The sequence below is a fragment of the Pedobacter sp. Hv1 genome (assembly GCF_001412215.1).
GTDB lineage: Bacteria > Bacteroidota > Bacteroidia > Sphingobacteriales > Sphingobacteriaceae > Pedobacter.
Window position 1 is genome coordinate 816,196 of record NZ_LLWP01000001.1, and the last position, 22,532, is coordinate 838,727.

Annotated in this window: 24 protein-coding genes; 9 read left to right on the forward strand and 15 right to left on the reverse strand. The window is 37.8% G+C overall.

The window, feature by feature from the left end; genetic code table 11:
* Nucleotides 1-47: 47 nt before the first annotated feature.
* From AQF98_RS03835 to AQF98_RS03845, 3 genes are all read left to right on the forward strand, one after another.
* Nucleotides 48-1,751, forward strand: coding sequence for a M28 family peptidase (locus AQF98_RS03835; RefSeq protein ID WP_055130578.1), 1,704 nt, complete (start codon nucleotides 48-50; stop codon nucleotides 1,749-1,751).
* Nucleotides 1,751-2,746 (forward strand): metallophosphoesterase, encoded by a 996-nt coding sequence (locus AQF98_RS03840; RefSeq protein ID WP_082434887.1) that lies wholly within the window; start codon nucleotides 1,751-1,753, stop codon nucleotides 2,744-2,746. Before AQF98_RS03835 ends, AQF98_RS03840 begins: the two co-directional genes overlap by 1 nt.
* A 65-nt stretch (nucleotides 2,747-2,811) precedes the next feature.
* Nucleotides 2,812-3,207 carry an acyl-CoA thioesterase gene (locus tag AQF98_RS03845; protein WP_055130580.1) on the forward strand — a complete coding sequence of 132 codons (396 nt, stop codon included), beginning with the start codon at nucleotides 2,812-2,814 and terminating at the stop codon, nucleotides 3,205-3,207.
* A gap of 61 nt (nucleotides 3,208-3,268) precedes the next feature.
* Here the strand turns inward: AQF98_RS03845 and AQF98_RS03850 are convergent, their stop codons facing one another.
* The 5 genes from AQF98_RS03850 to AQF98_RS03870 are packed head-to-tail and all read right to left on the reverse strand — an operon-like array spanning nucleotide 3,269 to nucleotide 6,969.
* Nucleotides 3,269-3,766, reverse strand: coding sequence for a shikimate kinase (locus AQF98_RS03850; protein ID WP_055130581.1), 498 nt, complete (start codon nucleotides 3,764-3,766; stop codon nucleotides 3,269-3,271).
* On the reverse strand, nucleotides 3,763-4,206 hold the full coding sequence (locus AQF98_RS03855; RefSeq protein ID WP_055130582.1) for a DinB family protein: 444 nt from the start codon (nucleotides 4,204-4,206) through the stop codon (nucleotides 3,763-3,765). The genes AQF98_RS03850 and AQF98_RS03855 overlap by 4 nt, the downstream gene beginning before the upstream one ends.
* 1 nt (nucleotide 4,207) lies before the next feature.
* Nucleotides 4,208-5,263: an ABC transporter permease gene (locus AQF98_RS03860; RefSeq protein ID WP_055130583.1), complete on the reverse strand. Its 1,056-nt coding sequence runs from the start codon at nucleotides 5,261-5,263 to the stop codon at nucleotides 4,208-4,210.
* Complete coding sequence (locus AQF98_RS03865) at nucleotides 5,264-6,415, reverse strand: BT_3928 family protein (protein ID WP_055130584.1); 1,152 nt, start codon at nucleotides 6,413-6,415, stop codon at nucleotides 5,264-5,266. It abuts the gene before it with no gap.
* Nucleotides 6,416-6,426: 11 nt separating this feature from the next.
* Nucleotides 6,427-6,969 carry a DUF1599 domain-containing protein gene (locus tag AQF98_RS03870; protein WP_055130585.1) on the reverse strand — a complete coding sequence of 181 codons (543 nt, stop codon included), beginning with the start codon at nucleotides 6,967-6,969 and terminating at the stop codon, nucleotides 6,427-6,429.
* Between the two features lie 55 nt (nucleotides 6,970-7,024).
* Between AQF98_RS03870 and folP the strand changes: the two genes are divergently transcribed.
* From folP to cdaA, 3 genes are all read left to right on the forward strand, one after another.
* Nucleotides 7,025-7,879 (forward strand): dihydropteroate synthase, encoded by an 855-nt coding sequence (gene folP, locus AQF98_RS03875; protein ID WP_082434901.1) that lies wholly within the window; start codon nucleotides 7,025-7,027, stop codon nucleotides 7,877-7,879.
* A 169-nt stretch (nucleotides 7,880-8,048) separates the two neighbouring features.
* A complete protein-coding gene (locus AQF98_RS03880; protein ID WP_055130587.1) occupies nucleotides 8,049-8,408 on the forward strand; it encodes a four helix bundle protein in 360 nt (119 codons plus the stop codon).
* Between the two features lie 181 nt (nucleotides 8,409-8,589).
* Nucleotides 8,590-9,381, forward strand: coding sequence for a diadenylate cyclase CdaA (gene cdaA, locus AQF98_RS03885; protein WP_055130588.1), 792 nt, complete (start codon nucleotides 8,590-8,592; stop codon nucleotides 9,379-9,381).
* 239 nt (nucleotides 9,382-9,620) lie between these two features.
* Here the strand turns inward: cdaA and AQF98_RS03890 are convergent, their stop codons facing one another.
* The 3 genes from AQF98_RS03890 to AQF98_RS03900 all read right to left on the reverse strand — a co-directional run bounded on the left by AQF98_RS03890 (nucleotide 9,621) and on the right by AQF98_RS03900 (nucleotide 10,972).
* Nucleotides 9,621-10,031, reverse strand: coding sequence for a BrxA/BrxB family bacilliredoxin (locus AQF98_RS03890; RefSeq protein ID WP_055130589.1), 411 nt, complete (start codon nucleotides 10,029-10,031; stop codon nucleotides 9,621-9,623).
* Between the two features lie 146 nt (nucleotides 10,032-10,177).
* Entirely contained in the window at nucleotides 10,178-10,612 is a 435-nt protein-coding gene (locus AQF98_RS03895; RefSeq protein WP_200911832.1) for a CCC motif membrane protein, read from the reverse strand.
* A gap of 6 nt (nucleotides 10,613-10,618) precedes the next feature.
* The gene (locus tag AQF98_RS03900; RefSeq protein WP_055130590.1) at nucleotides 10,619-10,972 is read right to left on the reverse strand and encodes a DUF2752 domain-containing protein; all 354 of its coding nucleotides are present in this window, start codon (nucleotides 10,970-10,972) and stop codon (nucleotides 10,619-10,621) included.
* Between the two features lie 185 nt (nucleotides 10,973-11,157).
* Between AQF98_RS03900 and ahcY the strand changes: the two genes are divergently transcribed.
* Both ahcY and AQF98_RS03910 read left to right on the forward strand, forming a co-directional pair.
* The gene (gene ahcY, locus AQF98_RS03905) at nucleotides 11,158-12,474 is read left to right on the forward strand and encodes an adenosylhomocysteinase (RefSeq protein WP_055130591.1); all 1,317 of its coding nucleotides are present in this window, start codon (nucleotides 11,158-11,160) and stop codon (nucleotides 12,472-12,474) included.
* Nucleotides 12,475-12,597: 123 nt separating this feature from the next.
* Nucleotides 12,598-13,485 carry an alpha/beta hydrolase gene (locus tag AQF98_RS03910; RefSeq protein ID WP_055130592.1) on the forward strand — a complete coding sequence of 296 codons (888 nt, stop codon included), beginning with the start codon at nucleotides 12,598-12,600 and terminating at the stop codon, nucleotides 13,483-13,485.
* Nucleotides 13,486-13,488: 3 nt separating this feature from the next.
* On the opposite strand, the gene AQF98_RS03915 is transcribed toward AQF98_RS03910, so the two are convergent.
* Complete coding sequence (locus tag AQF98_RS03915; RefSeq protein ID WP_082434888.1) at nucleotides 13,489-15,123, reverse strand: mechanosensitive ion channel family protein; 1,635 nt, start codon at nucleotides 15,121-15,123, stop codon at nucleotides 13,489-13,491.
* 102 nt (nucleotides 15,124-15,225) lie between these two features.
* Between AQF98_RS03915 and AQF98_RS03920 the strand changes: the two genes are divergently transcribed.
* Nucleotides 15,226-15,576: a DUF6370 family protein gene (locus AQF98_RS03920; RefSeq protein ID WP_055130593.1), complete on the forward strand. Its 351-nt coding sequence runs from the start codon at nucleotides 15,226-15,228 to the stop codon at nucleotides 15,574-15,576.
* Nucleotides 15,577-15,632: 56 nt separating this feature from the next.
* Here AQF98_RS03920 and AQF98_RS03925 read toward each other — a convergent pair whose 3' ends face one another.
* The 6 genes from AQF98_RS03925 to AQF98_RS03950 all read right to left on the reverse strand — a co-directional run bounded on the left by AQF98_RS03925 (nucleotide 15,633) and on the right by AQF98_RS03950 (nucleotide 22,529).
* Complete coding sequence (locus AQF98_RS03925) at nucleotides 15,633-17,507, reverse strand: mucoidy inhibitor MuiA family protein (protein WP_055130594.1); 1,875 nt, start codon at nucleotides 17,505-17,507, stop codon at nucleotides 15,633-15,635.
* 153 nt (nucleotides 17,508-17,660) lie between these two features.
* On the reverse strand, nucleotides 17,661-18,854 hold the full coding sequence (lepB, locus tag AQF98_RS03930; protein WP_055130595.1) for a signal peptidase I: 1,194 nt from the start codon (nucleotides 18,852-18,854) through the stop codon (nucleotides 17,661-17,663).
* Between the two features lie 164 nt (nucleotides 18,855-19,018).
* A complete protein-coding gene (lepB, locus tag AQF98_RS03935) occupies nucleotides 19,019-20,218 on the reverse strand; it encodes a signal peptidase I (protein WP_055130596.1) in 1,200 nt (399 codons plus the stop codon).
* A 3-nt stretch (nucleotides 20,219-20,221) separates the two neighbouring features.
* Nucleotides 20,222-20,965, reverse strand: a complete 744-nt coding sequence (dapB, locus tag AQF98_RS03940) for a 4-hydroxy-tetrahydrodipicolinate reductase (RefSeq protein ID WP_055130597.1) — start codon at nucleotides 20,963-20,965, stop codon at nucleotides 20,222-20,224.
* Nucleotides 20,962-21,630: a DUF5683 domain-containing protein gene (locus AQF98_RS03945; RefSeq protein WP_055130598.1), complete on the reverse strand. Its 669-nt coding sequence runs from the start codon at nucleotides 21,628-21,630 to the stop codon at nucleotides 20,962-20,964. The genes dapB and AQF98_RS03945 overlap by 4 nt, the downstream gene beginning before the upstream one ends.
* On the reverse strand, nucleotides 21,630-22,529 hold the full coding sequence (locus tag AQF98_RS03950) for a ParB/RepB/Spo0J family partition protein (protein ID WP_055130599.1): 900 nt from the start codon (nucleotides 22,527-22,529) through the stop codon (nucleotides 21,630-21,632). Before AQF98_RS03950 ends, AQF98_RS03945 begins: the two co-directional genes overlap by 1 nt.
* Between the last annotated feature and the right edge of the window lie 3 nt (nucleotides 22,530-22,532).

The window sequence follows — 22,532 nt, forward strand, 5'->3', positions numbered from 1 at the left end:
ATAATTTTATTGATAAACTTACTACCTTTCAGCTTTATAAAACTCCAATGAAAAAAATTCTACTTTCCGCCTTATTGTTCATATCGGCAAATGCTTTTTCGCAAAGCCAAACTGCAAATTATTTTAAGCTTACACGAGCAGCCTTCAATGAGAAAAATGCCTATGCTACCACTGCTTTTGTAGAGCAATATTTTCGAGTACCCGGCAATACAGGTTTCGATGCCAGTATCCATTATGTAGAAAACATTTTGAAAAAGGCAGGTTATGTACAAGAAAAAGCGAATGAATTTGAAGCTCCACTCACCTATCGCATTGAAAAAAGACCCATGAAACGCAATACTTGGGAACCCGTTAATGCAAGCGTAACCATAGTTGGAGAGGCACAACCCTTAATTGCTTTTAAAACCAACCGCAATATGATCCCGATCAACTGCCCTTCTACACCTGTAGGTGGCGTAACCGCAGAAGTGGTTTTTGTAGGGAAAGGTACAGCTGCTGAGTTGGAAGGTAAAGACCTCAAAGGAAAGATTTTATTTGCTGATGCCTCGGCTGGAAGATTGGTGGCCTTAGCTGTTAAAGCGGGCGCTATTGGTGTAATGGGCTACTCAGTACCTAAATACAACCAACCCGAGAAATACCAAACCTCTATCTCTTTTGGCAGCATGCAAGCCAATGCAGGTATCTGGTCGTTGTTTTTATCTTATGGCGTAAAAGAGAAACTAAAAGCAGCCTGTTTAAAAGGTGCTGTAAGTTTAAAAGTTGATATTCAAACCAAAATATACCAAGCTGAAGAATTAACCATTGTAGCCAATGTAAAAGGAAGTATAAAACCTGATGAACGTTTTGTATACAGTGCACACGTACAAGAACCTGGAGCCAACGACAATGCCACAGGCGTAGGAACTTTAGCAGAGATGGCTAGGGTAACCGCCAATTTGGTTAAGTCTGGTCAATTTAAACCACAAAGAACCTTAACCTTTTTATGGGGTGATGAAATCGTATCGACCGGAAGGTACATTACAGATGATAAAGAACGTGCCAAGGGAATTTTATGGGGCATGAGTTTGGATATGGTTGGCGAAGACACAAAAAAAACAGGAGGTTCTTTTTTAATTGAAAAAATGCCTGACCCTTCTGCCATCTGGACCCGTGGAACAGATAAACATTCTGAGTGGGGAGCTGGTGATGTAAAAGAAAAAGACCTTTTCCCTCATTATTACAACGATTTTATCTTCGATATCTGTAAAGCACAAGGAAAATTTGCCAACTGGACAGTAAACTTTAATCCTTTTGAAGGTGGTAGCGACCATACTCCATTTTTACAAAATAAAATTCCAGGTCTCTTGATGTGGCATTTTACCGATGTATTTTACCATACCGATAACGACCGCATTGATAAGGTATCTGCAACAACGATGAAAAATGTTGGCGTTAGCGCATTAACTGCCGCCTATACTTTAGTTACGGCCAATGAAAGTACAGCCGTAAGTACTGTTGATCAGGTTAAAAATGATGCTTTGATCCGTTTAAAAACAGAGTTTGAATTGAGTAAAAAAGCAATTGCTGAAGGTAAAGCTGCTGCAGATGAAAAACACATCATCGAAGTTTGGGGCAAATGGTATACCGATGCCTTAGCTACCATTGGAAATATGGCGGTGAAACCAGAAACCACAAGAGTGGGTTCTGCAATTAAAGTAGCCACATTAGCCATTGAAAAACAAACCCAAGAATATTTGGACTTACTGAAATAATGAGATTAAGATTAATGTCTTTTGCGCTTCCAATAGGATTATTTATAGTCCTGTTGGTTGGCGGTTTAAAAGAACCTCAAGTTCTTACGCCAATTGCTAAAGACAAATCTTTTAAAATTGCAGTGATTAGCGACCTGAATTCTGGTTATGGTGATACCAATTATCATCCAGATGTTGCGGCTACACTCAAAGAACTAGCCACCATAAAACCCGACCTCATTTTATGTGCTGGCGATATGGTAGCTGGGCAAAAATCGACCTTAACTGAACAAAATTTAGCCGAAATGTGGCAAAGCTTTGATGCAAATGTGTTAACCCCCATCAAAGCGATGAAAACTCCTTTTGGTTTCACAGTTGGCAATCATGATGCTGCCCCTAGTTTTGCCAAAGACAGACAAATGGCCAAAAAGTTTTGGAGTGAAAACCAGGATCAGTTGGGGCTAAGCTATATTGACAAAACCAATTTTCCTTTCTATTACAGTTATTTGCAAAATGATGTCTTTTTGATCAGCTGGGATGCAGCAGGTGCGAATGTACAAGCCGATGTTTTCAAGTGGATGGAGGATCAACTCAGTTCTGAAACAGCCAAAAGAGCCAAGCTTAGAATAGTACTTGGGCACCTCCCAATCTATGCCATTGTGGCGAGTAAAAACAAACCGGGCGAGGTTTTAGCAGCTACGCAACAGATTAAAGTTTTTTTTAAACAACACAAAGTTGATTTATACATTAGCGGACATCAACATGCCTATTATCCTGCTCAAGAAGATGGATTAAGAATACTCAATATGGGCTGTATTGGCGAAGGTGCCAGACAGCTCCTTGGCGATTCTACCGCAGCAACCAGAGCGTATACCCTTATTGAGGTTCCCCTAAAAGATTATAAAAATTTCAAATACAAAACTTTTATTCCAAGCAAAAAGACTGAAATCAAGTTGGCCAATCTTCCTGATTCAATAGTTGGCTTTAATGGGCTTTCAAGACGTGAAAGAAATTAAGTTTCTTGCATTCAGATGAGCATTATCGATCGGCCAATGCTTAACTTAGCTTCAAACACAACGATATGAATTTCCATACACGCAAGTGGGTAAAACCCGAAGACCTTAACCCGAATGGTGCCCTATTTGGTGGCAGCCTATTAAGGTGGATTGATGAAGAAGCTGCAATCTATGCCATTGTACAATTAGAAAATCCAAAAGTGGTGACCAAGTACATGTCTGAAATCAATTTTGTAAGCTCGGCCAAACAAGGTGATATTATTGAATTGGGGATTACAGCCACCGCATTTGGCAATACTTCCATTACCATGTGCTGTGAGGTAAGAAATAAGATCACTAGAAAAAGTATCTTAACCATAGACAAGATTGTTTTTGTAAACATTAACGATTATGGCGACCCTACTCCGCATGGCAAAACCACAATCAAGTATATTGAAGAACAATTTGATGATTTAGGATAGTTTAAATTATACCAGCTAAGCTTAACTCAGCATTCTTAGATGGTAAACCATCAATAAATACCTATCCTTTTAATCTTTCCTCTAGTAGCTCTGCATCTAGATCAAAGGCATTGACCACCAATTGAGCCTGGGTATAGAATTGGTTTCGTTCTGCAAGTTTATGTTGAATAAAAGCAAACAGTTGTTCATCGTCCATATCTTTAATCAATGGGCGTTTTTGCCGATTGTGCAATCGAGAAACCAATTGGGCAGGTTCCATTTGCAAATAGACTGTTCTTCCATTTGCATTCATCCAATCCATATTATCGAAAAAGCAAGGCAAACCTCCACCTGTAGCCACTACACAAGTTTCTGGGTAAGGATAATTTTTTAGAGTATCGCTTTCTAATTGTCTAAAAGCAGCCTCACCATAAGCCGCAAAATATTCGGCAATGGTTTTACCTTGTTCTGCTACAATTACAGCATCTAAATCAATTACAGGGCAGGCCAAACGACTGGCCAATTGTTTAGCCTTGGTACTTTTGCCACAGCCCATAAATCCGATCAAAAAAACTCTCATAATTGATGATTGCGTTTAAGTATAACATAATCTGTTACAGGCGGCGTAATTCCATCTGCCTTGAACAAGGTAGCAATTTGCGCCCTATGGTAAGTAGAGTGGTTAAACGCATGAAATAAAAGATCTTTGGTAATGCCAGTATATTTGTCGCCGTTAGAAGTGGCATAAGTTATTTCTTCATCTAACGGAACACTCTTCAAAATCTGGTCAAATAATTGGAAGTTTGTGTTAGAAATTTCGGCAAATCGATCAACCTCATAACTCTCCCAAACACCATACTTAGGCTGCTGTTTCAAAATTCTATGACTCCAAATGTGTTGTGCATTGAGTACATGGCAAAAAAGAGCATGTGCCTTTGGCGAAATATTTTTTTGGTTTTGAAAAATGTCGATCAACTTTTGATCGGCAATTTGGGTATAATGCATGATCTCTTCTAACATATTAGGCCAATTTAACCCTAGGATCTACCCAGGCGTACAACAGATCTACCAAGATATTCACAATCACAAATACAAAGGCAATAAACAAAATAGAGCCCATTACCACCGGAAAATCGGACATTTCTAATGCGTTAACCGTTGTTCTGCCCAAGCCATTGTAACCGAAAATATATTCAACAAAGAAAGAACCAGCCAATAAAGAAGCAAACCATCCAGAAATAGCCGTAATTACTGGGTTTAGGGCATTTCTTAAGGCATGTTTATAGATAATGGCATAACGGCCTAAACCTTTGGCTTTAGCTGTACGAATATAATCTTGGGCCAATACATCCAACATCGCACTGCGTGTCAATTGAACAATAATGGCTAAAGGCCTTAAACCCAAAGTAATCATCGGAAGCCATAAATTTCTCCAGGTAATGATCTCTCCTTTAAAAGGATCGTAACTATACAAACTTCCACTCATGTTTAACCCTGTATAATCTGCCAATACAAAACCAAAAAGCCAGGCAATAATAATCCCTGCAAAAAAAGAAGGTGCAGAAATACCTAGAATGGCAAAAGAATTGGCCGCATTATCTATCCAAGTGCCTTGATGAACCGCTGAAACTACGCCCAATAGTACACCAATCAATGTGGCAAATATCATGGCTGTTAAAGCCAGTACAAACGTATTGGGTACCGTTTCTGAAAGTATGGTGGTTACATCTCTTTTGGTTTGGTACGATCTTCTCAAATAGGGAATTTTAACCACCACCACATCTTTACCCACTTTAAACAATTGTTGATAATGATATTTCTGTTGATTTTCTTCAGTAGCTGGATGGATACTAATTGGAGAAAGGTCGTTGATATAAAGAAAAAACTGAACTGGTTTAGACCGGTCTAAGCCAAACTCTTTACGTACAGCCTCTAATGATTGTACATCAGATCTTTGTCCCATGGTCATCCTTGCCGGATCTCCAGGTAAAATATTAAACAATACAAACACCACCAATATCACCCCTGCCATTACTGCAAGGCCATATACTAATTTTCTAATTGCGTAGGCACCCATTTACTTAGCGAAGTATTTTTTAGACAGTTCTTCAAATGATGGCAAATTGTGGTAATGCCATTTATTGATCACTACACCATTTTTCAATAACAATATACCTGGGTTTGCCCTTACCATACTTTTTAGAGGAACAGCATCAGCATAAAATACTTCCATAAAAAGTTTCATTTTTTTGCTAAAGGCATCAGCATCTGCTGCAGAATTAGAGGTTAATAACACCGTGCGGATGTTAAACTGCTCTGCAGCATTTAAAGCCAAAGCATTTGTTTCTGCAATTCCCTCTTCATCTGTATGCCTTAGGTCGTAGGCAACAATAACGAGGTTATAATAGGGGTTTTCGATCAGTTCTTTGGTATAATCGGTACCAGATGCATCAGAAATCGATAGATCTTTGATTTTCACATCGTAGCCTTTTTTAATCAGTTTTTTTTCTGGATCGCCCACTACTTCCCAATTGTTATCTTTCCATATCTCCAATTTCATGTAGTCTTTATCGCTCATGGTTTTGGTTTCGCCAGTTGCTTTGTTTTTAAGCTGGTACATGATCAGAAATTCATCTTGTGCCGCACCTGGCGGAATTTTCATCGATTCTGGAATACTTGATCCCACTTTATAGGGCAAGAAATCTATAATTGGCAAATAGTTATAAGTAAATGTTCCAAAGAATAGAGAAGCGGCGAAAACAGCAGAGAACAATCCACTCTGCCAACCCGGATGATTGGTTACCGGGTGAATGTGGATGCGTTTAATAAAGAGATAAACGATCATCACCAATAAGATCAGATCTTTATCAAATGACTGCCATGGTGTAAGTGGGATGGCATCGCCAAAACAACCACATGAAGTTACCACTTTAAATGCGGCAGAAACAAAGGTTAAAAAAGTAAAGAAAACTATTAAGGCCAATAGCCCTTTCAACACCTGATTGCGCCAAAATCCGAATAACAATAAAGCACCTAAAACAATTTCCAGCACACAAAGCAAAATGGCAATGCCAGTTGCCCAATTACTTAAAAAAGTTAAATGGAAAACCTCAAAATATTCTTGCAGCTTATAACCAAAACCTAATGGATCGTTGGCTTTGATCAGCCCCGAAAAGATAAATAGAACCCCAACAAACCACCTACAAAAGTTTAAAGCTATTTTCTGCATTTTTTTAAGTTTTATTTGACACCTAGTTTAATCAACGCAAAAACCGAATAATTTAGCATATCTTGATAATTGGCCTTTACCCCTTCAGATGCCAGTGTTTGGCCTAAATTATCTTCAATCTGCTTGACTCTTAAAATTTTCATCAAGATCAGATCCGTTAAAGAACTAATGCGCATATCTCGCCAAGCTTCACCATAATCGTGATTCTTAGCAAACATCAATTCCTTAGTCTCATTTACCCGTTTATCGAACAAATTCTCTACCACTTCAACCTCCATTTCATTTGGATCTTCAACCGTGAGCTCCAATTGCAGAATGGCAATTACACAATAGTTTACAATACCAATATATTCAGAAGTAATATCTTCTCCTACCTTAGAAACTTTCTTTTCTTCTAAGGTGCGGATGCGCTGTGCCTTGATAAAGATCTGGTCTGTAATAGACGAAGACCTAAGGATACGCCAAGCGGTTCCATAATCTTTGGTCTTCTTTAAAAAAAGCGATTTACATACCGCTATAACGTTATCGTACTCTTGTGATGTGTTTAGGGCCAAAACAATTAAAATATTTAGTTTAAAGCTATTTTAATACCTATTTTTGTATTAAATGATGGCTAAAGATACATTTTTAAACCGAAAAGTAACACTAAATAGTAAAGGCAGATTGATAGATTTGAGCAGTCCTGCTGTAATGGCCATCTTAAATATTACCCCTGATTCTTTTTATGGCAACAGCCGGATCAATACCATTGATGAAGCTTTAAAAGCCACCGAAAACTTTCTAAATGAGGGCGCTAAGTTCATCGATATTGGGGCCTATTCTTCTCGTCCGGGTGCCGCCGATGTCAGTACAGACGAGGAACTCAAACGACTCATACCCATTGTAGCTGCGATTGCAAAAGAGTTTTCAACAGCCTTGATTTCTGTAGATACCTTCAGGGCAAAAGTAGCCAGCGAAGCCATTGCAGCTGGTGCACACCTCATCAATGATATTGCAGCTGGCGAATTGGACAAAAACATGTTCGAAACTGTAGCTCGACTACAAGTACCTTATATTTTCATGCACATGAAGGGTACACCTCAAACCATGCAGCAAGACCCAAGTTATCAAAATGTAACCCAAGAAGTATTTACTTATTTCGAAGAAAAAGTTGCTACCCTAAAAAAGCTAGGCGTTAAAGATATGCTGATTGACCCCGGTTTTGGTTTTGCTAAAACAATAGCCCATAATTACGAGCTTTTACAACAGCTACAGGTATTTAATACTTTCGAATTACCAATCTTGGTTGGTTTTTCCAGAAAATCTATGATCACCAAAGTATTGGACATTAAGGCTGCAGATGCCTTAAATGGCACCACGGTTTTAAATACCACTGCCCTATTAAAAGGCGTTTCGATTTTAAGGGTACATGATGTAAAAGAAGCTGTTGAGTGTGTGAAATTGGTTAATTGTTTGGTTGGTTAATCGGTTAACTGTTTATTTCCATATCATCAAAAAGGTTAACTGTCTAATCGGTTAACTGTTTATTTCTATATCATCAAAAAGGTTAACTGTTTAATCGGTTAATTGCTTAAATTGACATAGCCATCCCAAAAAACTAATTTATCGTTTTGTATAATTCAACCACATCATTATGCACATCTATTCATTTGAAAAACTGGAGACTTGGCAAAAGGCACGAATTTTTAGAAAAGAGATCTATATGTTGGTCAGGAAATTTCCTAAGGAAGAAATATTTGGATTGACAAGTCAAATTAAACGCTCAGCAGGTAGCATTGGCGATTGTTTAGCTGAGGGCTCAGCTAGAATTACCGCAAAGGACAAGGCCCATTTCATAACCATGTCTTATTCAAGTGCTATTGAAACTGTAAACCACATCATAGGTGCCTTTGATTTAGGGTTTATCGATAACGAAGAGTACAAGCACTTTAGACTTAAACTAGACGAGCTGACCAACAAATTAAATGCATTAAGAAATTCAATATTGAAATAAGTATTCATTCAGTTATTAACTGAAAGAGGTTAACTGTTTAATCGGTTAATTGTTGAAATTAAACATACTGTAAAATTAACCAATTTGTACAGTTAACCGATTTGTACAATTAACCGATTAACCACTTTATCCAGCTAACCATTTTACACAATTAACCTAATATTTCCTATCTTGTGCTGCAATGAAAAGCCTCGACTTTGACTTCCTAAAAATTACATGGATTGATGGAATAGACATTATTCTGGTCGCCATTTTAATCTATTACATTTATAGCCTAATCCGCAATACCTTAGCCGTTAACCTGCTATTGGGCATGTTCATTATCCTCATTGTTTATTATGCGGTAAAAGGTCTCCACATGAATTTGTTGTCGGCCATTATCAACAAATTTATGAGTGTGGGTATCATGGCGCTAGTGATTATCTTCCAACCCGAAATCAGGCGATTTTTACTCCACATTGGAAAAAATACCTTCCTCCAAAAAAACAAGGCTTGGTGGGGCTACTTATTTGGCAGTAAAGACCTAGAAAGAGATAACCTGATTAGGATCAAGCCAATTATTGATGCTTGCAAAAGCATGAAAAAAACCCGTACAGGTGCATTGATTGTATTTGTTAAGTTTTATGACGATGAGCTTTTTACCAATAGCTGTGAAATTATCGACTCTAAAATTTCCAAACGATTATTGGAAAGTATCTTCCAAAAACATAGTCCATTACATGATGGTGCGGTGGTAATTGCCGAAAATAAAATTAAAAGTGCCAGTTGTATTTTACCTTTAACGGATAACGATAAACTGCCACCACAATTTGGACTAAGACATAGAGCTGGTATTGGCGTTTCTGAAACCACAGATGCTGTTGCCGTAATTATCTCTGAAGAAACAGGTGAAATTGCTTATGCCAAACAGGGCCGAGTAAGAATGAATGTCTCTTTTGGCGAACTGGAAAAACTATTGAATAAGGATTTTTAGTATCAAGTAGAAAGTATCGAGTAAGAAGTACAAAGTAGCAAGTATCAAGTAGCAAGACCAAAGACTGATAAGCTCACCATTGATTTCATGTAGCTTTAGGCTTTCAGCTTTACTAAACTATTTCCTATTCCCCATTTCCTATTCCCTACTTACTATTCCCCATTCCCCACTATACAAAAAAAGGACAAAAACAGGCTTCAACACCCATTCTTATCCTCTTTTTCTTGATTTTTATCTAATTAGCAGTACTGCTCAAAAGCACCAATCAGGCTATCAGCAATCATTTGTGCCGGACGGCCTTCAATCTGGTGACGTTCGATCATGTGTACCAATTTACCATCTTTAAACAAAGCCATTGAAGGTGATGAAGGAGGGAAAGGCATCATATAACCTCTTGCTCTATCTACCGCATCTTTTTCCATACCTGCAAAAACGGTTACCAATTTTTGAGGGTGTTTAGCATTTGAGGCTGCCAATTTTGCCGCTGGGCGAGCATTTGCTGCTGCACAACCACAAACAGAGTTGACTACAACAAATACGGTTCCTTCGCTTTTAATAGCGCTATCTACTGCTTCTGCTGTTTTTAATTCTTCAAAACCTACGTTGGTTAATTCGGCACGCATAGGTTCTACTAAATATTCAGGATACATCTTTTCTATTTTTATGAATAATACTGCAAAGATAGCAAATATGATGCTGTAAATATGGCCACAATATAAAATAACAATTTACTGACGTACAGGGCATAAAAAAAGCAACCCTTTAAATGAGTTGCTTTCTAATATCATAATAAAGTTTATTGAAGCATGCCTTCCATTGCTTTTTTCATCGCTTCTTGATCTGATAACGTGGCTACCCCAAACATGGCAATAAGCGCAATACATAACAAGAGATAGAGTATGTTTAAAATTAAACCGATGATAGCACAAACTCTACCTGCATTTAAGTTTTTAAATGAGCTTTCGGTATAATAGGCAACATTAGCCGCGTACAAAGTCCTGTCCTTTTTACTTAAAATCAATGCTACAATGCCTAATATTAAACCAATAACTCCATAACAACAACAGGTTACAATAGATAAAATACCCAAGATCAATACAATGGTTGCATTGGGCAAGGCTTGTTGCATACCGTAACCGAAACCTCCATTTTGAGGCGGAAAAGGATTTTGCGGTTGTGGATTAGGCGTTGGTTGAGGGTTTTCTTGAGGTGGTAATTGTTCTTCAGACATTAGGAATTAAATTAATTGGTGGGTAAATATTTTATAAATGTAATTGATTACAATAATTAATGTGACAACAATATAAAGGAATTTTATAATAAAAGCTCCGTTTTTCAGCTCAAATTTCAAATGGATTGCAGAAAAAACCAATAGCCCAATTATAGGGAGGGTTGCAGGGTATAATTTAAAGGAAGTTATCAAATCGCCCCGCAATAAAGCTACAACAGAACGTTGTGCCCCACAACCAGGGCAATCTAAACCTGTAAGGTGTTTAAAGGGACAAGTTAGCAAATGGTTTTCTAGCCAATGGAGAACTCCTTTACTTTCGCTCCACAACACCAGAAAAAACAAGAATAGAGCTGCCTTCATTTGGCTATAAAAATAATGATTTTACAGTGGGCAGCAAACATTTACATAGTTAGAGTGAATTATTGAGACCAGCTAAATTTAAAATTTACAATTTTAAAACCATTTACGGCTCTGTAGTGTTGCTTATCATTTGGGTTTCACAAAGCTATCCTGTAACTTTGCATCACATTTAAAAACAATAAATTATGTCATCAGTAGAGACAACTTACGTTCCTTACAAAGTTAAGGACATTTCACTGGCAGAATGGGGCCGTAAAGAAATTGGATTAGCAGAAGCAGAAATGCCTGGTCTAATGAGCTTACGTAAAGAATTCGGCCCATCAAAACCTCTAGCGGGTGCTCGCATTGCTGGATGTTTACACATGACGATCCAAACTGCAGTTTTAATCGAAACTTTAGTAGAATTAGGTGCAGAAGTTACTTGGTCATCATGTAACATTTTCTCAACCCAAGATCACGCTGCTGCGGCAATTGCTGCTGCTGGCATCCAGGTTTATGCTTGGAAAGGCTTAAACGAAGTTGATTTTGATTGGTGTATTGAGCAGACATTACATTTCGGTGCTGACCGCAAGCCATTAAATATGATCTTAGATGATGGTGGCGATTTAACCAATATGGTATTCGACAGATTCCCTGAATTGATCGCAGATATTAAAGGTCTTTCTGAAGAAACGACTACTGGTGTACACCGTTTATACGAAAGAATGAAAAACGGAACATTGCACTTACCTGCAATTAACGTTAACGATTCAGTTACCAAATCTAAATTTGATAACAAATACGGTTGTCGCGAATCTCTAGTAGATGCAATCCGTCGTGCTACAGATGTAATGATGGCTGGTAAAGTAGCTGTTGTTTGTGGATATGGTGATGTGGGTAAAGGTTCTGCAGAATCTTTAAGCTCACAAGGCGTACGTGTAATTGTTACTGAAATTGACCCAATTTGTGCTTTACAAGCTGCAATGGAAGGTTATGAAGTAAAACGTTTAGACACTGCGATTAAAGAAGCTGACATTGTGGTAACCACTACTGGTAACTGCGATATCGTTCGCGAAAAACACTTCAGAGCACTAAAAGACAAAGCTATTGTTTGTAACATTGGTCACTTCGACAATGAAATTGACATGGCTTGGTTAAATGGCACTTATGGAGATACCAAAGTTGAAATTAAACCACAAGTTGATAAATATACCATCGATGGTAAAGACGTAATCGTTTTGGCCGAAGGTCGTTTGGTTAACTTAGGTTGTGCAACTGGTCACCCAAGTTTTGTAATGAGCAACTCGTTTACCAACCAAACTTTAGCTCAATTAGAGCTTTGGACAAACCCTGGTAAATACGAGAACAAAGTTTATGTGTTGCCTAAACACTTAGACGAAAAAGTTGCCCGTTTACACTTAGAAAAAATTGGCGTAGAATTAGACGTTTTAGATCAGCACCAAGCAGATTATATCGGTGTAGCTGTAGAAGGTCCTTTCAAACCAGATACTTATAGATACTAATCTCAAGCTTTAAAAGCTCACAGTTTAAAAGGGATTTGCAAATTGCAGGTCCCTTTTTTATTGCGACAACAAAATCAATAAAAAACCTATATTCGTCCAGCAACCCACTTCATCAATCATCAAATGAAAAAAATAGGTATTGTTTTTTGCTTCTTTCTTTTTACAGCCATTTCTAGTTATGCCCAATCGCCACAAAAAATAGAGAACGATGCATTATTCGGTAATGGATGTTATTATTTTCAGGCTGTACCCAACCACAAAGAACTAAAAGGTGTTTTGGTCTTAATACCAGGTTACTTGGAAAACCCATTATCGGTTTCGGCACAAAGTACTATTTTACAAGAGGCCGCAAAAAACAACCTTGCAGTAATGGTGGTCAATCTTTCAAAAAACAACGAAGAATTTCCAATTGACCAAACTTCATTAACCAGATTGGGTGTGATGATTAAACATTTCTATACGGGTCAGAACCTGACTAGCGCCACCAAGCTATTTATTGGTGGTTTTTCTATTGGTGGCACTTGTGCTTTAAAATTTTATGCAGAAAAGCATCAGGAATATAAAATTGATAAGGTTTTTGCCATCGATCCACCTTTAGACATGGTAAGGTTAAGAAAATCACTTTTAAAAGGAAGGGAAAAAGATTTCGTATCCAAATTAGATGTTTTAAACACACAAAATAAACCTGCAGAACAAAGCTTAAAAGAGCTATCGGTTTATCACCCTGATTATACCACATTAGCAATGTTACCCGATTATTCCAATACAGCATTAAGGATCTATAGTGAACCTGATATTTTATGGTGGATCAAAAATAGAAACATGGACCTGTCAGACATGAATATTACTGATGCTGCGGGTTACATTAATAAACTGCTCCAAAAATCGCCCAACCAAAAGGTTGAGTTAATTTTAACCAAAAACAAGGGCATACGGAACGGAGGACAAAGACACCCCCACTCCTGGAGTATTGCCGAGCCCGTAGACCTAATGAAATGGCTGTTAAATTAGCGATCAAGTTTCATTTTTTGGTGCTTTATTAGCCACGTTAAAACCTGGAACCTCGTAACCTTTTGGTCGGTAAGATGGAGGTATTGCAATCTCATTCCCATCTCTTAAAGTCTGGTAATGTGGCGACATGATCTCTACCCCTGCTTTATTAAAGTTATCCTGTATGTTTTGGTGCAGGTTAGAATAAATCTGTGCCATTCTATTGGGTTCGTTCGTGTAAGCATTCACTTGATAAGAAACATACCAATCGTCTAAACTGGTTTGCAATACAAAAGGTTTTTGATCCTTATTTATTCCATCTGTTTCTAATGCCGCTTGGATCAATAGTTCATGTACGGTCTTCCAAGGATTGTCATAACCAATGGTTACTGTAGTATGTACAATTAATCCTTCATTTGCGGCCAGCACATTGTAATTTAAGGTATTCCCATTTAAAATGGCACTATTAGGGATGGTGATGATTTCGTTCTTAATGGTTCTCAATCTGGTTACCAAAAAAGCTTTTTCAATTACATCGCCTGTTACATCTCCAATCTTTACCCTATCCCCCAATCTAAATGGTCGCATGTAAGTAATGACCAAGCCTGCAACAATATTTCCAATAGCAGTAGATGAGCCCAAAGAAATCAACAAACCCAAAAACACAGAAACTCCTTTAAAAATATCAGAATCAGAGCCTGGTATAAATGGCCATATCACCACCAACATAAAAGCATACAGTACAAAACGTACAATGTTATAGGTTGGCTTGGCCCAATCTGGGAAAAAACCGTTAATGGTTAGTTTTCCCATTTCTATTTCGGTGGCTAAGAATTTGATCAGTTTGTTGATATAATGGAATACAAAGTAGATCACAATGATACTAATCAGATTAGGGATAAATTTAATGGTCTTATCCAAAATTTGATGCAGTGGGTTCAAGATAAAATTGAGTAAAAGATCACCCCAACTTTTAGTCCATGGGAAAAGCCTAAAGATGATCGGCAAGGTCAAATACACAATTAGAAGAATGAAGATATACTTTACCACATTAAACATCCTTCTCAGAAACAGCAATTCGCCACTTTTTGAAACTAGTTCGTAATCTTTGATCTTGATTCCATTTAATCTGCTCGACAGGTACTTTGTAAAGAAATTACGGATACGATTAGAATACTTATTTAACAAAAAGATGGCTGTACCCAATAGGATCAGAATCAATAGACCTAAGGCTCCTCGGGTTAGTAGTTCTGTAATGTCATTTTGCGATTTATATTGTTGAATTGAGCTTACAATTTTGCCTCGGTAACTTTTGGCCAAGTCGGTTACATTGGTCGCTACACTGTCTGCATCTGCTTTTGATATACTTACAATAACATCATCATTAAAAGCGAGCTGTGCATTTTCACCATCAATATTTACCTTAATAGAATCGGGCACCATTGTGAGGTTGTCTTCCAATTTTTGCAATAGACCAGAAGTTCGCTCTGCTCGTTCTTTAGCAGAAAGCGACCCAAATTTATTTAGCACATAAAATAAAGTATCCCGATTTAAAACAACTGGATAACCTTTTTTTGTAGTTAATGTATCCGTTTTAACTTGTGCATTAACAACCGGATGTAACAATAATAAAAATAGTATAGTCTTTATCAACTTCATCTGCCAAGGTGCTTTATTTAACAAATTACAAATAAATCTAGATAAATATGAATAGTATCTCCATTCTTAGTCTTAACTTTAAGAAACTTAACATAAATACTGATGAAACGACTAACCCTACTCCTATTTTTAGGTTTGTTCGGTTTTGTAGCCAATGCACAAAGCCCAACTAAAAAAACAACTACCGCACCAAAGGTTTTAAAAAATCAAATTGTAGATATTTCTTGTGGCACCTGTCAATTTAAGATGAAAGGTAAAGACTGCGAACTTGCGGTTAAAATTGATGGAAAATCGTACTTTGTAGATGGCAAAAAAATTGATGACTTTGGCGATGCACATAGCGAACATGGTTTTTGTAACGCTGTAAGCAAGGCTGAAGTAACAGGAAGCATTGTAAAAAATCGCTTCAAGGCTACCTCGATAAAATTATTAGACGATAAGGCAAAAATGTAAGGGAGCGAAACTCCTTCATGTAAAAAGGCATCCCGATTGGGATGCCTTTTTTGCTTTTACTCGATATTAACAGGTTTATTTTTAGGATACTTGACCTGGTACTTCAACACCAATTTTTTCTGTTCATTAGGTTGGAGCAGCATTTTCCAGGTTAATAGCCCATTAGATTCATCCAGTTGGGCCTTCGAAATTTCCTGTTTCTCTACGCTGATATCATTGCTTGTAGAAATGGGCAATTGATCTTGTACAATAAGGTTAACGGCTTGGCTTTTTCTATTTTTGATATCGATTACAAAGTGTCTGCTGTCTCTTTGCGATGAACCCATAAACTGTCTTTCGTTGAAGTCTTTTTGTTTTTCTCTTTTGATGACCAAGTTTTTGTCAACCCCCAAAGATAGAGTCAACGTATCCGCAGCATTTTGAACATCTAATAAAGTTTTACCTAAAAACGTTCCCTCAAAGAAAACATTGGCCTCGCCACTAATCAGATTGATTTCATTAAATCCACTGATCTTTGCAGTTAAAAATGCTTCACTGCTAATTTTAGGTGCAGCATAATATTCATAATCTGCCTTAAAATCATAATTGCCAATATCTACAGAAAACTGTTTGCCATCACTTAAAATGGTGTATGGATTTTGGATGTCGAAAGTAACATTGGTCTGTTTTTCAACTGTACTTACTTCTACTGCATTAGAGGTTAAGCTATTCATCCCTCTTAATGCTACTGGAGCAGGTTTTTCTCTCATGGCCTTAGCCTCTCCATAACCTGTTACCACAACTTCTTGTAGCATTTGTTGGCTTGGTCGTAATCTGATATTGAACTGGTTGGCATTAATGAGTTGTTCTTGCGTATCAAAACCAATGTAACTAAACACTAAAACATTAGCCCCAACAGGGATTTGTAAGCTGAAATTACCACTTGCATCTGTTACTGTACCAACTGAAGTGTTTTTTACACGAACTGATACACCAGGTAAGACTTGGTTAGCATCTGTATCTACCACTCTGCCCTTTACTGATCTGATGGCAGAATTTGTTCCCGTACCAAAATAGCCTGCGCTGAGAAAGCCGATGTTATAAGAACCTAAAGAAGGTTTTACACTGCTCGTTGTGGGGTTACCCGAAGAAAGCGTCAGTTTAACATTTTTCCAATCTTCTTCAGAACTTTGCGAAACATTGGCCTTGTATACTAATGCGATGGGGCTCGAAACATCTGTGGCCCTAATATCATAAGTAGGATACCAACCCGCATTGTTCACCATATAAGTCAACTGAAATTTTCCTTTGGTAGCGGTTTTGGCCGAAACTTTAACCACAATATCGTTAGAATTTTTAGGCCCCTTGCTATCTATTTCGTTAATCTGCTTTCTATATTTATCCAACTCTATCTGAAGTTTGCCTACCTCTTTGTTGATTTCGATCTGCTTGTTTTTAGCTTCAGTTAAACGTTGCTTCTGAAAATCTAAGGCCTGTTTCAATTTTACAAGATCATAGTTCACATTTGGCCCCATTACTACCTGGTTCTTGATCAACATCTCTTCTTCTGCCTTATATACGTCACTTTCGTTTCTTAATGCAATGATCTTATCGTTGAGGCTGGTCACATTATTTAAATAGGCTGTTTTTTGATCTGAATTTTTTCGTTCCAACAAATAGTTTTTCTGTTGGGCAACAGATAAGATCGTAAAATTACCTTCGCCTTTGGCCTGTATACTTTGTGCTTCGATAACAGAAGAAACGCCTGTAAAAACAAGTTGACTTACGCCTTGCGGGATATCTACACTTTCGGTCTGTCTTTGTATTTGGGCCCCACTGATGAAAACCGTTACATGACTAATTTTGGAATTGACGGGAATTTGTGTCTCTTGGGCAATTGCACTTGTACAAATCAATAGTGCCAGCACGTTAAAAAAGAAAAAGTTTTTCATAAAAATTGGATCAAGGTTTCAAATTGGGATTTTCATTGACAAAAATCTATATACAGATTAGATGCAATTCAATTGGTAATTACATAAAACTATAAAATAAAAAAGTATCCCGATTGATCAGGATACTTTTTTATTCCATTTGGCAAAGAAATTTTAATGGATGCCTTTGAAAATCCTACTCCAGCGAATTTTACTGAACCATGATCCATTGGTATCAAAACTCATCCAGATGAATAAGGCTTTACCTACTACATGGTCTTCTGGCAAAAAGCCCCAATAACGAGAATCGATTGAATTGTGTCGATTATCGCCCATCATCCAATAATAATCTAACTTAAAGGTATACGAAGTAGCAGCTTTATCATTGATATACCACTCCTTGCCTTTCTGTTCTACTTTGTTACCTTCGTAAGTACGGATAGCCCTGTAATAAATGGGCATGGTTAAATTATCCAACTGAACCGTCCAGCCTTTTTTAGGGATGATCAATGGTCCAAAGTTATCCGTGTTCCATTTATACTGTGTATTAACCGGAAAAATATCGCCATCATCTTGTGATGGAGGTTTGACATCCAAAGTAATTGCATTTACAAAATCGAGTTTTTTCACTTGATTGGCCATCTCTGCCGTACCAAATGCTGTATAGGTAGTGGCGTTGAGCTGTTTCATTTCTGCAATACTAAAGCCCAGACCTACTAAAACATCCAGATTAATGTCTTCAGTTTTAAATTGTATTCGGTAGGGCATTTTTCCGGTGCCACTTAAAGGTTCTGGTTTGCCATTTATGCTGACCAATCCATTTTTCATGCTCACGGTATCGCCGGCAATACCAATACATCTTTTAATAATGTTCTCTCTTTTATCTACTGGCCTTGTTGTAATGGTATATTGGCTATTTACCTGTTTCCATCCCAATTCTCTAACCAACTTATAATAACTTGCATCTTGATTTTCTAAAGCCACGGTATCGCCAACAGGCAAATTAAATACCACAATGTCATTTCTTTTGATTTTTTGCAGACCAGGCAAACGTCTGTATTTCCATTGAACACCATCCCAATAGGCTTTTGTACCTGTTAAAGGCATGGTATGGTGGGCAAAGGGAAAAGCAATTGGTGTCATCGGAACTCTAGCACCATAATTCACCTTGCTTACAAACAAGAAATCGCCCACCAACAACGATTTTTCCATTGAGCCAGAGGGAATAGTATAGGCTTCAATAAAAAACACCCTAATAATCGTAGCTGCAATAACAGCGAAAATAATGGCATCGGTCCATTCTCTGGCTTTACTCTTTTTCTTTTTTGGTTCGGCACTTTTATTTCGCTGCCAGAATTTCCAATTCATAAGCTCTTAATTTGGTTCAGTTTAGTATTCAATTAGATGGCCATTCGACCACTTTGTTACGCTAGTAACTGCCATACTTTAACTACACTAAGCCATTTAAAAATTAGGCATAAAAAAAAGCACCCTGATTGATCAGGATGCTTGTTATTTCATTTGCTAAAAGCTTAATGAATACCTTTAAATATTCTGCTCCAACGAATTTTGCTGAACCAAGAACCTTCGCCGTCAAAGCTCATCCATATAAATAGGGCCTTGCCAACAATATGGTCTTCTGGTACAAAACCCCAATAGCGAGAATCGAGCGAGTTATGACGGTTATCGCCCATCATCCAGTAATAGTTCAATTTAAAAGTATAAGAAGTTGCTTCCTTATCGTTAATATACCATACCTTACCTTTTTGCTCTACTTTATTTCCTTCGTAGGTTCTTATTGCTCTATAATACAATGGCATGGTATTGCTATCAATCTGAACCGTCCAACCTTTTGCCGGAACTTTAATTGGCCCAAAGTTATCTCTGTTCCATGGTCTGTTTGGATCATGAGGGAATATACCACCCGATTCTACTTCAGTACTGCTTGCCGCACTTAACGCTGCAGATTTAACAAAATCAAGCTTTTTCACCTCAGTAATGATCTCTGCAGAGGCGTTAACGATGTAAGCCTGTGGATCTTCTGTACGTTGAATTTCGGCTGTATTTATGCCTAGATCTGCTAAAACTTGTGGATTAAAATCGGTAGAGCTAAACTGGATCCGATAAGGCATCATTCCGGTATCTTTTAGTGGCTCGTCTTTGCCGTTTACATTGGCAATCCCATTTTTCATGCTCACTACATCGCCAGCAATGGCAATACATCTTTTAATGTAATTTTCTCTTTTATCTACCGGTCTACTGCCGATGGTATACTGGCTATTGACCGTTTTCCAACCTGCACCACGAACCAAATCGTAATAACTTGCATTTTGGTTCTCTAAGGCAACCGTATCACCTTCCGGGAAATTGAAGACCACAACATCATTACGTTTAATATCTTGTAGTCCTGGTAATCTTCTATACTTCCATTGTACGCCATCCCAAAATGCTTTGGTACCGGTAATTGGCATGGTATGGTGTGCAAATGGGAAAGCAACAGGTGTCATCGGAATACGTGCACCATAGTTTACCTTACTTACAAAAAGGAAATCGCCAACCAATAGCGATTTCTCCATTGAACCAGAAGGAATGGTATAGGCTTCAATAAAAAACACCCTGATAATGGTTGCTGCTACAACAGCAAAGATGATGGCATCAGTCCATTCTCTCGCTTTACTTTTTTTCTTTTTTGGTTCGGCACTTTTATTTCGCTGCCAGAATTTCCAATTCATATCTTAACTATTAAAATTAAAAACATCGGCAATACTATAAAAGCCTTGTTTGTTTTGTAACCACTCTGCTGCAACCACAGCTCCTAAAGCAAAACCTGCCCTACTGTGTGCAGTATGCTTAATTTCTATCTCATCAACCTCCGAACTGTAAACTACAGTATGTGTACCGGGTACATTTTCAATCCGATGCGATTCAATCAGCAACTGCTCATTTTTAATCACATCTGGTATTGGCGTACCTACAACTTCATTTAACCATTCTGTTTTGCGGTCTAGCTCTTCTATAATCCCTTCGGCAATGGTCATGGCTGTACCACTTGGCACATCTAGTTTTTGGGTATGGTGTATCTCTTCAACCTGCACCTCGTAAGCCGGATAATTGTTCATCAGCTTGGCCAGCACCTTGTTTAAATGGAAGAAAAGATTAACTCCAATACTAAAATTAGAGCCATAAATTAACGAATTGCCGCCACTTAAGCAATCATTTTTAATTTCCTGTAATTTGCCATACCAACCTGTAGTACCCACTACAACGGGTACACCAGCATCAAAACACTTATAAATATTGGCTACAGCCGCATCTGGCGCACTAAAGTCTATAGCAACATCTGCTTTTGCCAAATTGTCTAACGTAAAATCATTGATGTTATCTATGCTAATTTTAAGCACAATTTCGTGGCCACGTTCTAATGCAAAACGTTCAATAATCTGACCCATTTTGCCGTAACCTAATAAGGCTATCTTCATAGTTTGAGCGTAAGTTTTAATCCGGGCAAGGGCTTAAAGCCATACATCGGACTTGCGTTAATTAATGTTGGAGAAATTTGATATGAGAGTTCATTTTCCACATTGTGGTATTTTAAACGAGCTGTAACATAGGCATCAATTACGTTTGCGCCATATAACACCGCTAACGAAATGAGTACCACCTCTCTATTGTTCTTAAAAATTGCTTTAGCTGTGGTTAAATAGGAAGTTTCATATCTCACAAATTGATTGTCGCGATTGGCTGCGCCAGGATTTTGTTGCCTCCATTGTAATTCGGCTAATGAGGCCCTGTACATTCTATTGTTGTCAATAAAAGAAGACACCAATAAGGCTCCACCAGTATAAATCAGTCCAATTTTACCAACGATATAGATTTTTTGCCATACCCTTTTATCTTGATAAACGCCTCTTTTCACATCATCTACAACTAAACCATAATTGTAAGCTTGTCCTAAACCAGGCAAAATCAACGATCTTCTGATCGCTTTTCTTCCTGCAATTCTTCCTTTGTTAATGTATTTTGGACCTTTTAGGGTGTCCACTCTACCTGTAGTCGTATCGGCATTTTTATTACCGATCACTTCTTGGGCCTTTACCGAGGTAAAAGTTAAAACACCTACAATTAAAAGGAATAGAATACGCATTACCAATCTAAAAGCTCTAAAATTCTGTTCAGGTCATCGTTAGAAACAAAAGGAATTTCTATAGCTCCCTTGCCATTGTCATTCACCTTCAATTTCACTTTGGTTGCGAATTTAGAGGCCAGGTCTTTTTGAAGTTTTTGATATTCAAAAGTAACTGCTACTGGAGCCGATTTGGGTTTAATCTGCACGTGGTTAATGCTACGCACCAGTTCTTCTACCTTGCGTACCGATAAACCTTTATCTAAAATTTCCTGGTGCAGGAAAAGTTGTTTGGCTTCTTCTTCTACACTGATCAAAGCACGGGCATGGCCCATTGATATTTTGCCATCGCGTATAGAGGCTTGAATAATTGGTGGTAATTTTAACAAACGCAGGTAGTTACTAACCGTAGTACGGTTTTTACCTACACGCTCTCCCAATTGTTCTGGTTTGAGGTTACATTCGTCAATCATCATCTGAAAGCTCAAGGCCACCTCAATCGCATTCAGATTTTCACGCTGGATGTTTTCAATCAGTGCCATTTCTAGCATCTGTTGGTCATCAGCTGTTCTAATGTAGGCCGGAATTTGTGTTAAACCCGCCAATTTAGACGCCCTTAATCTCCGCTCTCCTGAAATCAATTGATATTTTGCACCGTGTTTTCTAACGGTAATAGGCTGGATTAGCCCTTGTACTTTAATAGATTCTGAAAGTTCGTTTAAGGCAACCTGATCAAATTCTGTACGTGGTTGATAAGGATTGGTTTCAATATCATTGATATTTACATGGCTGATGCTACCAATTTGTGCAGTTTGCTCAAGGCCATCGTTACCATTTTTTGGTGGATGGGCCGCATCAGTATCATCTAAAAGCGCACTTAATCCTTTACCTAAACCTGTTTTTCGCTGAAAAGATGTCATCTG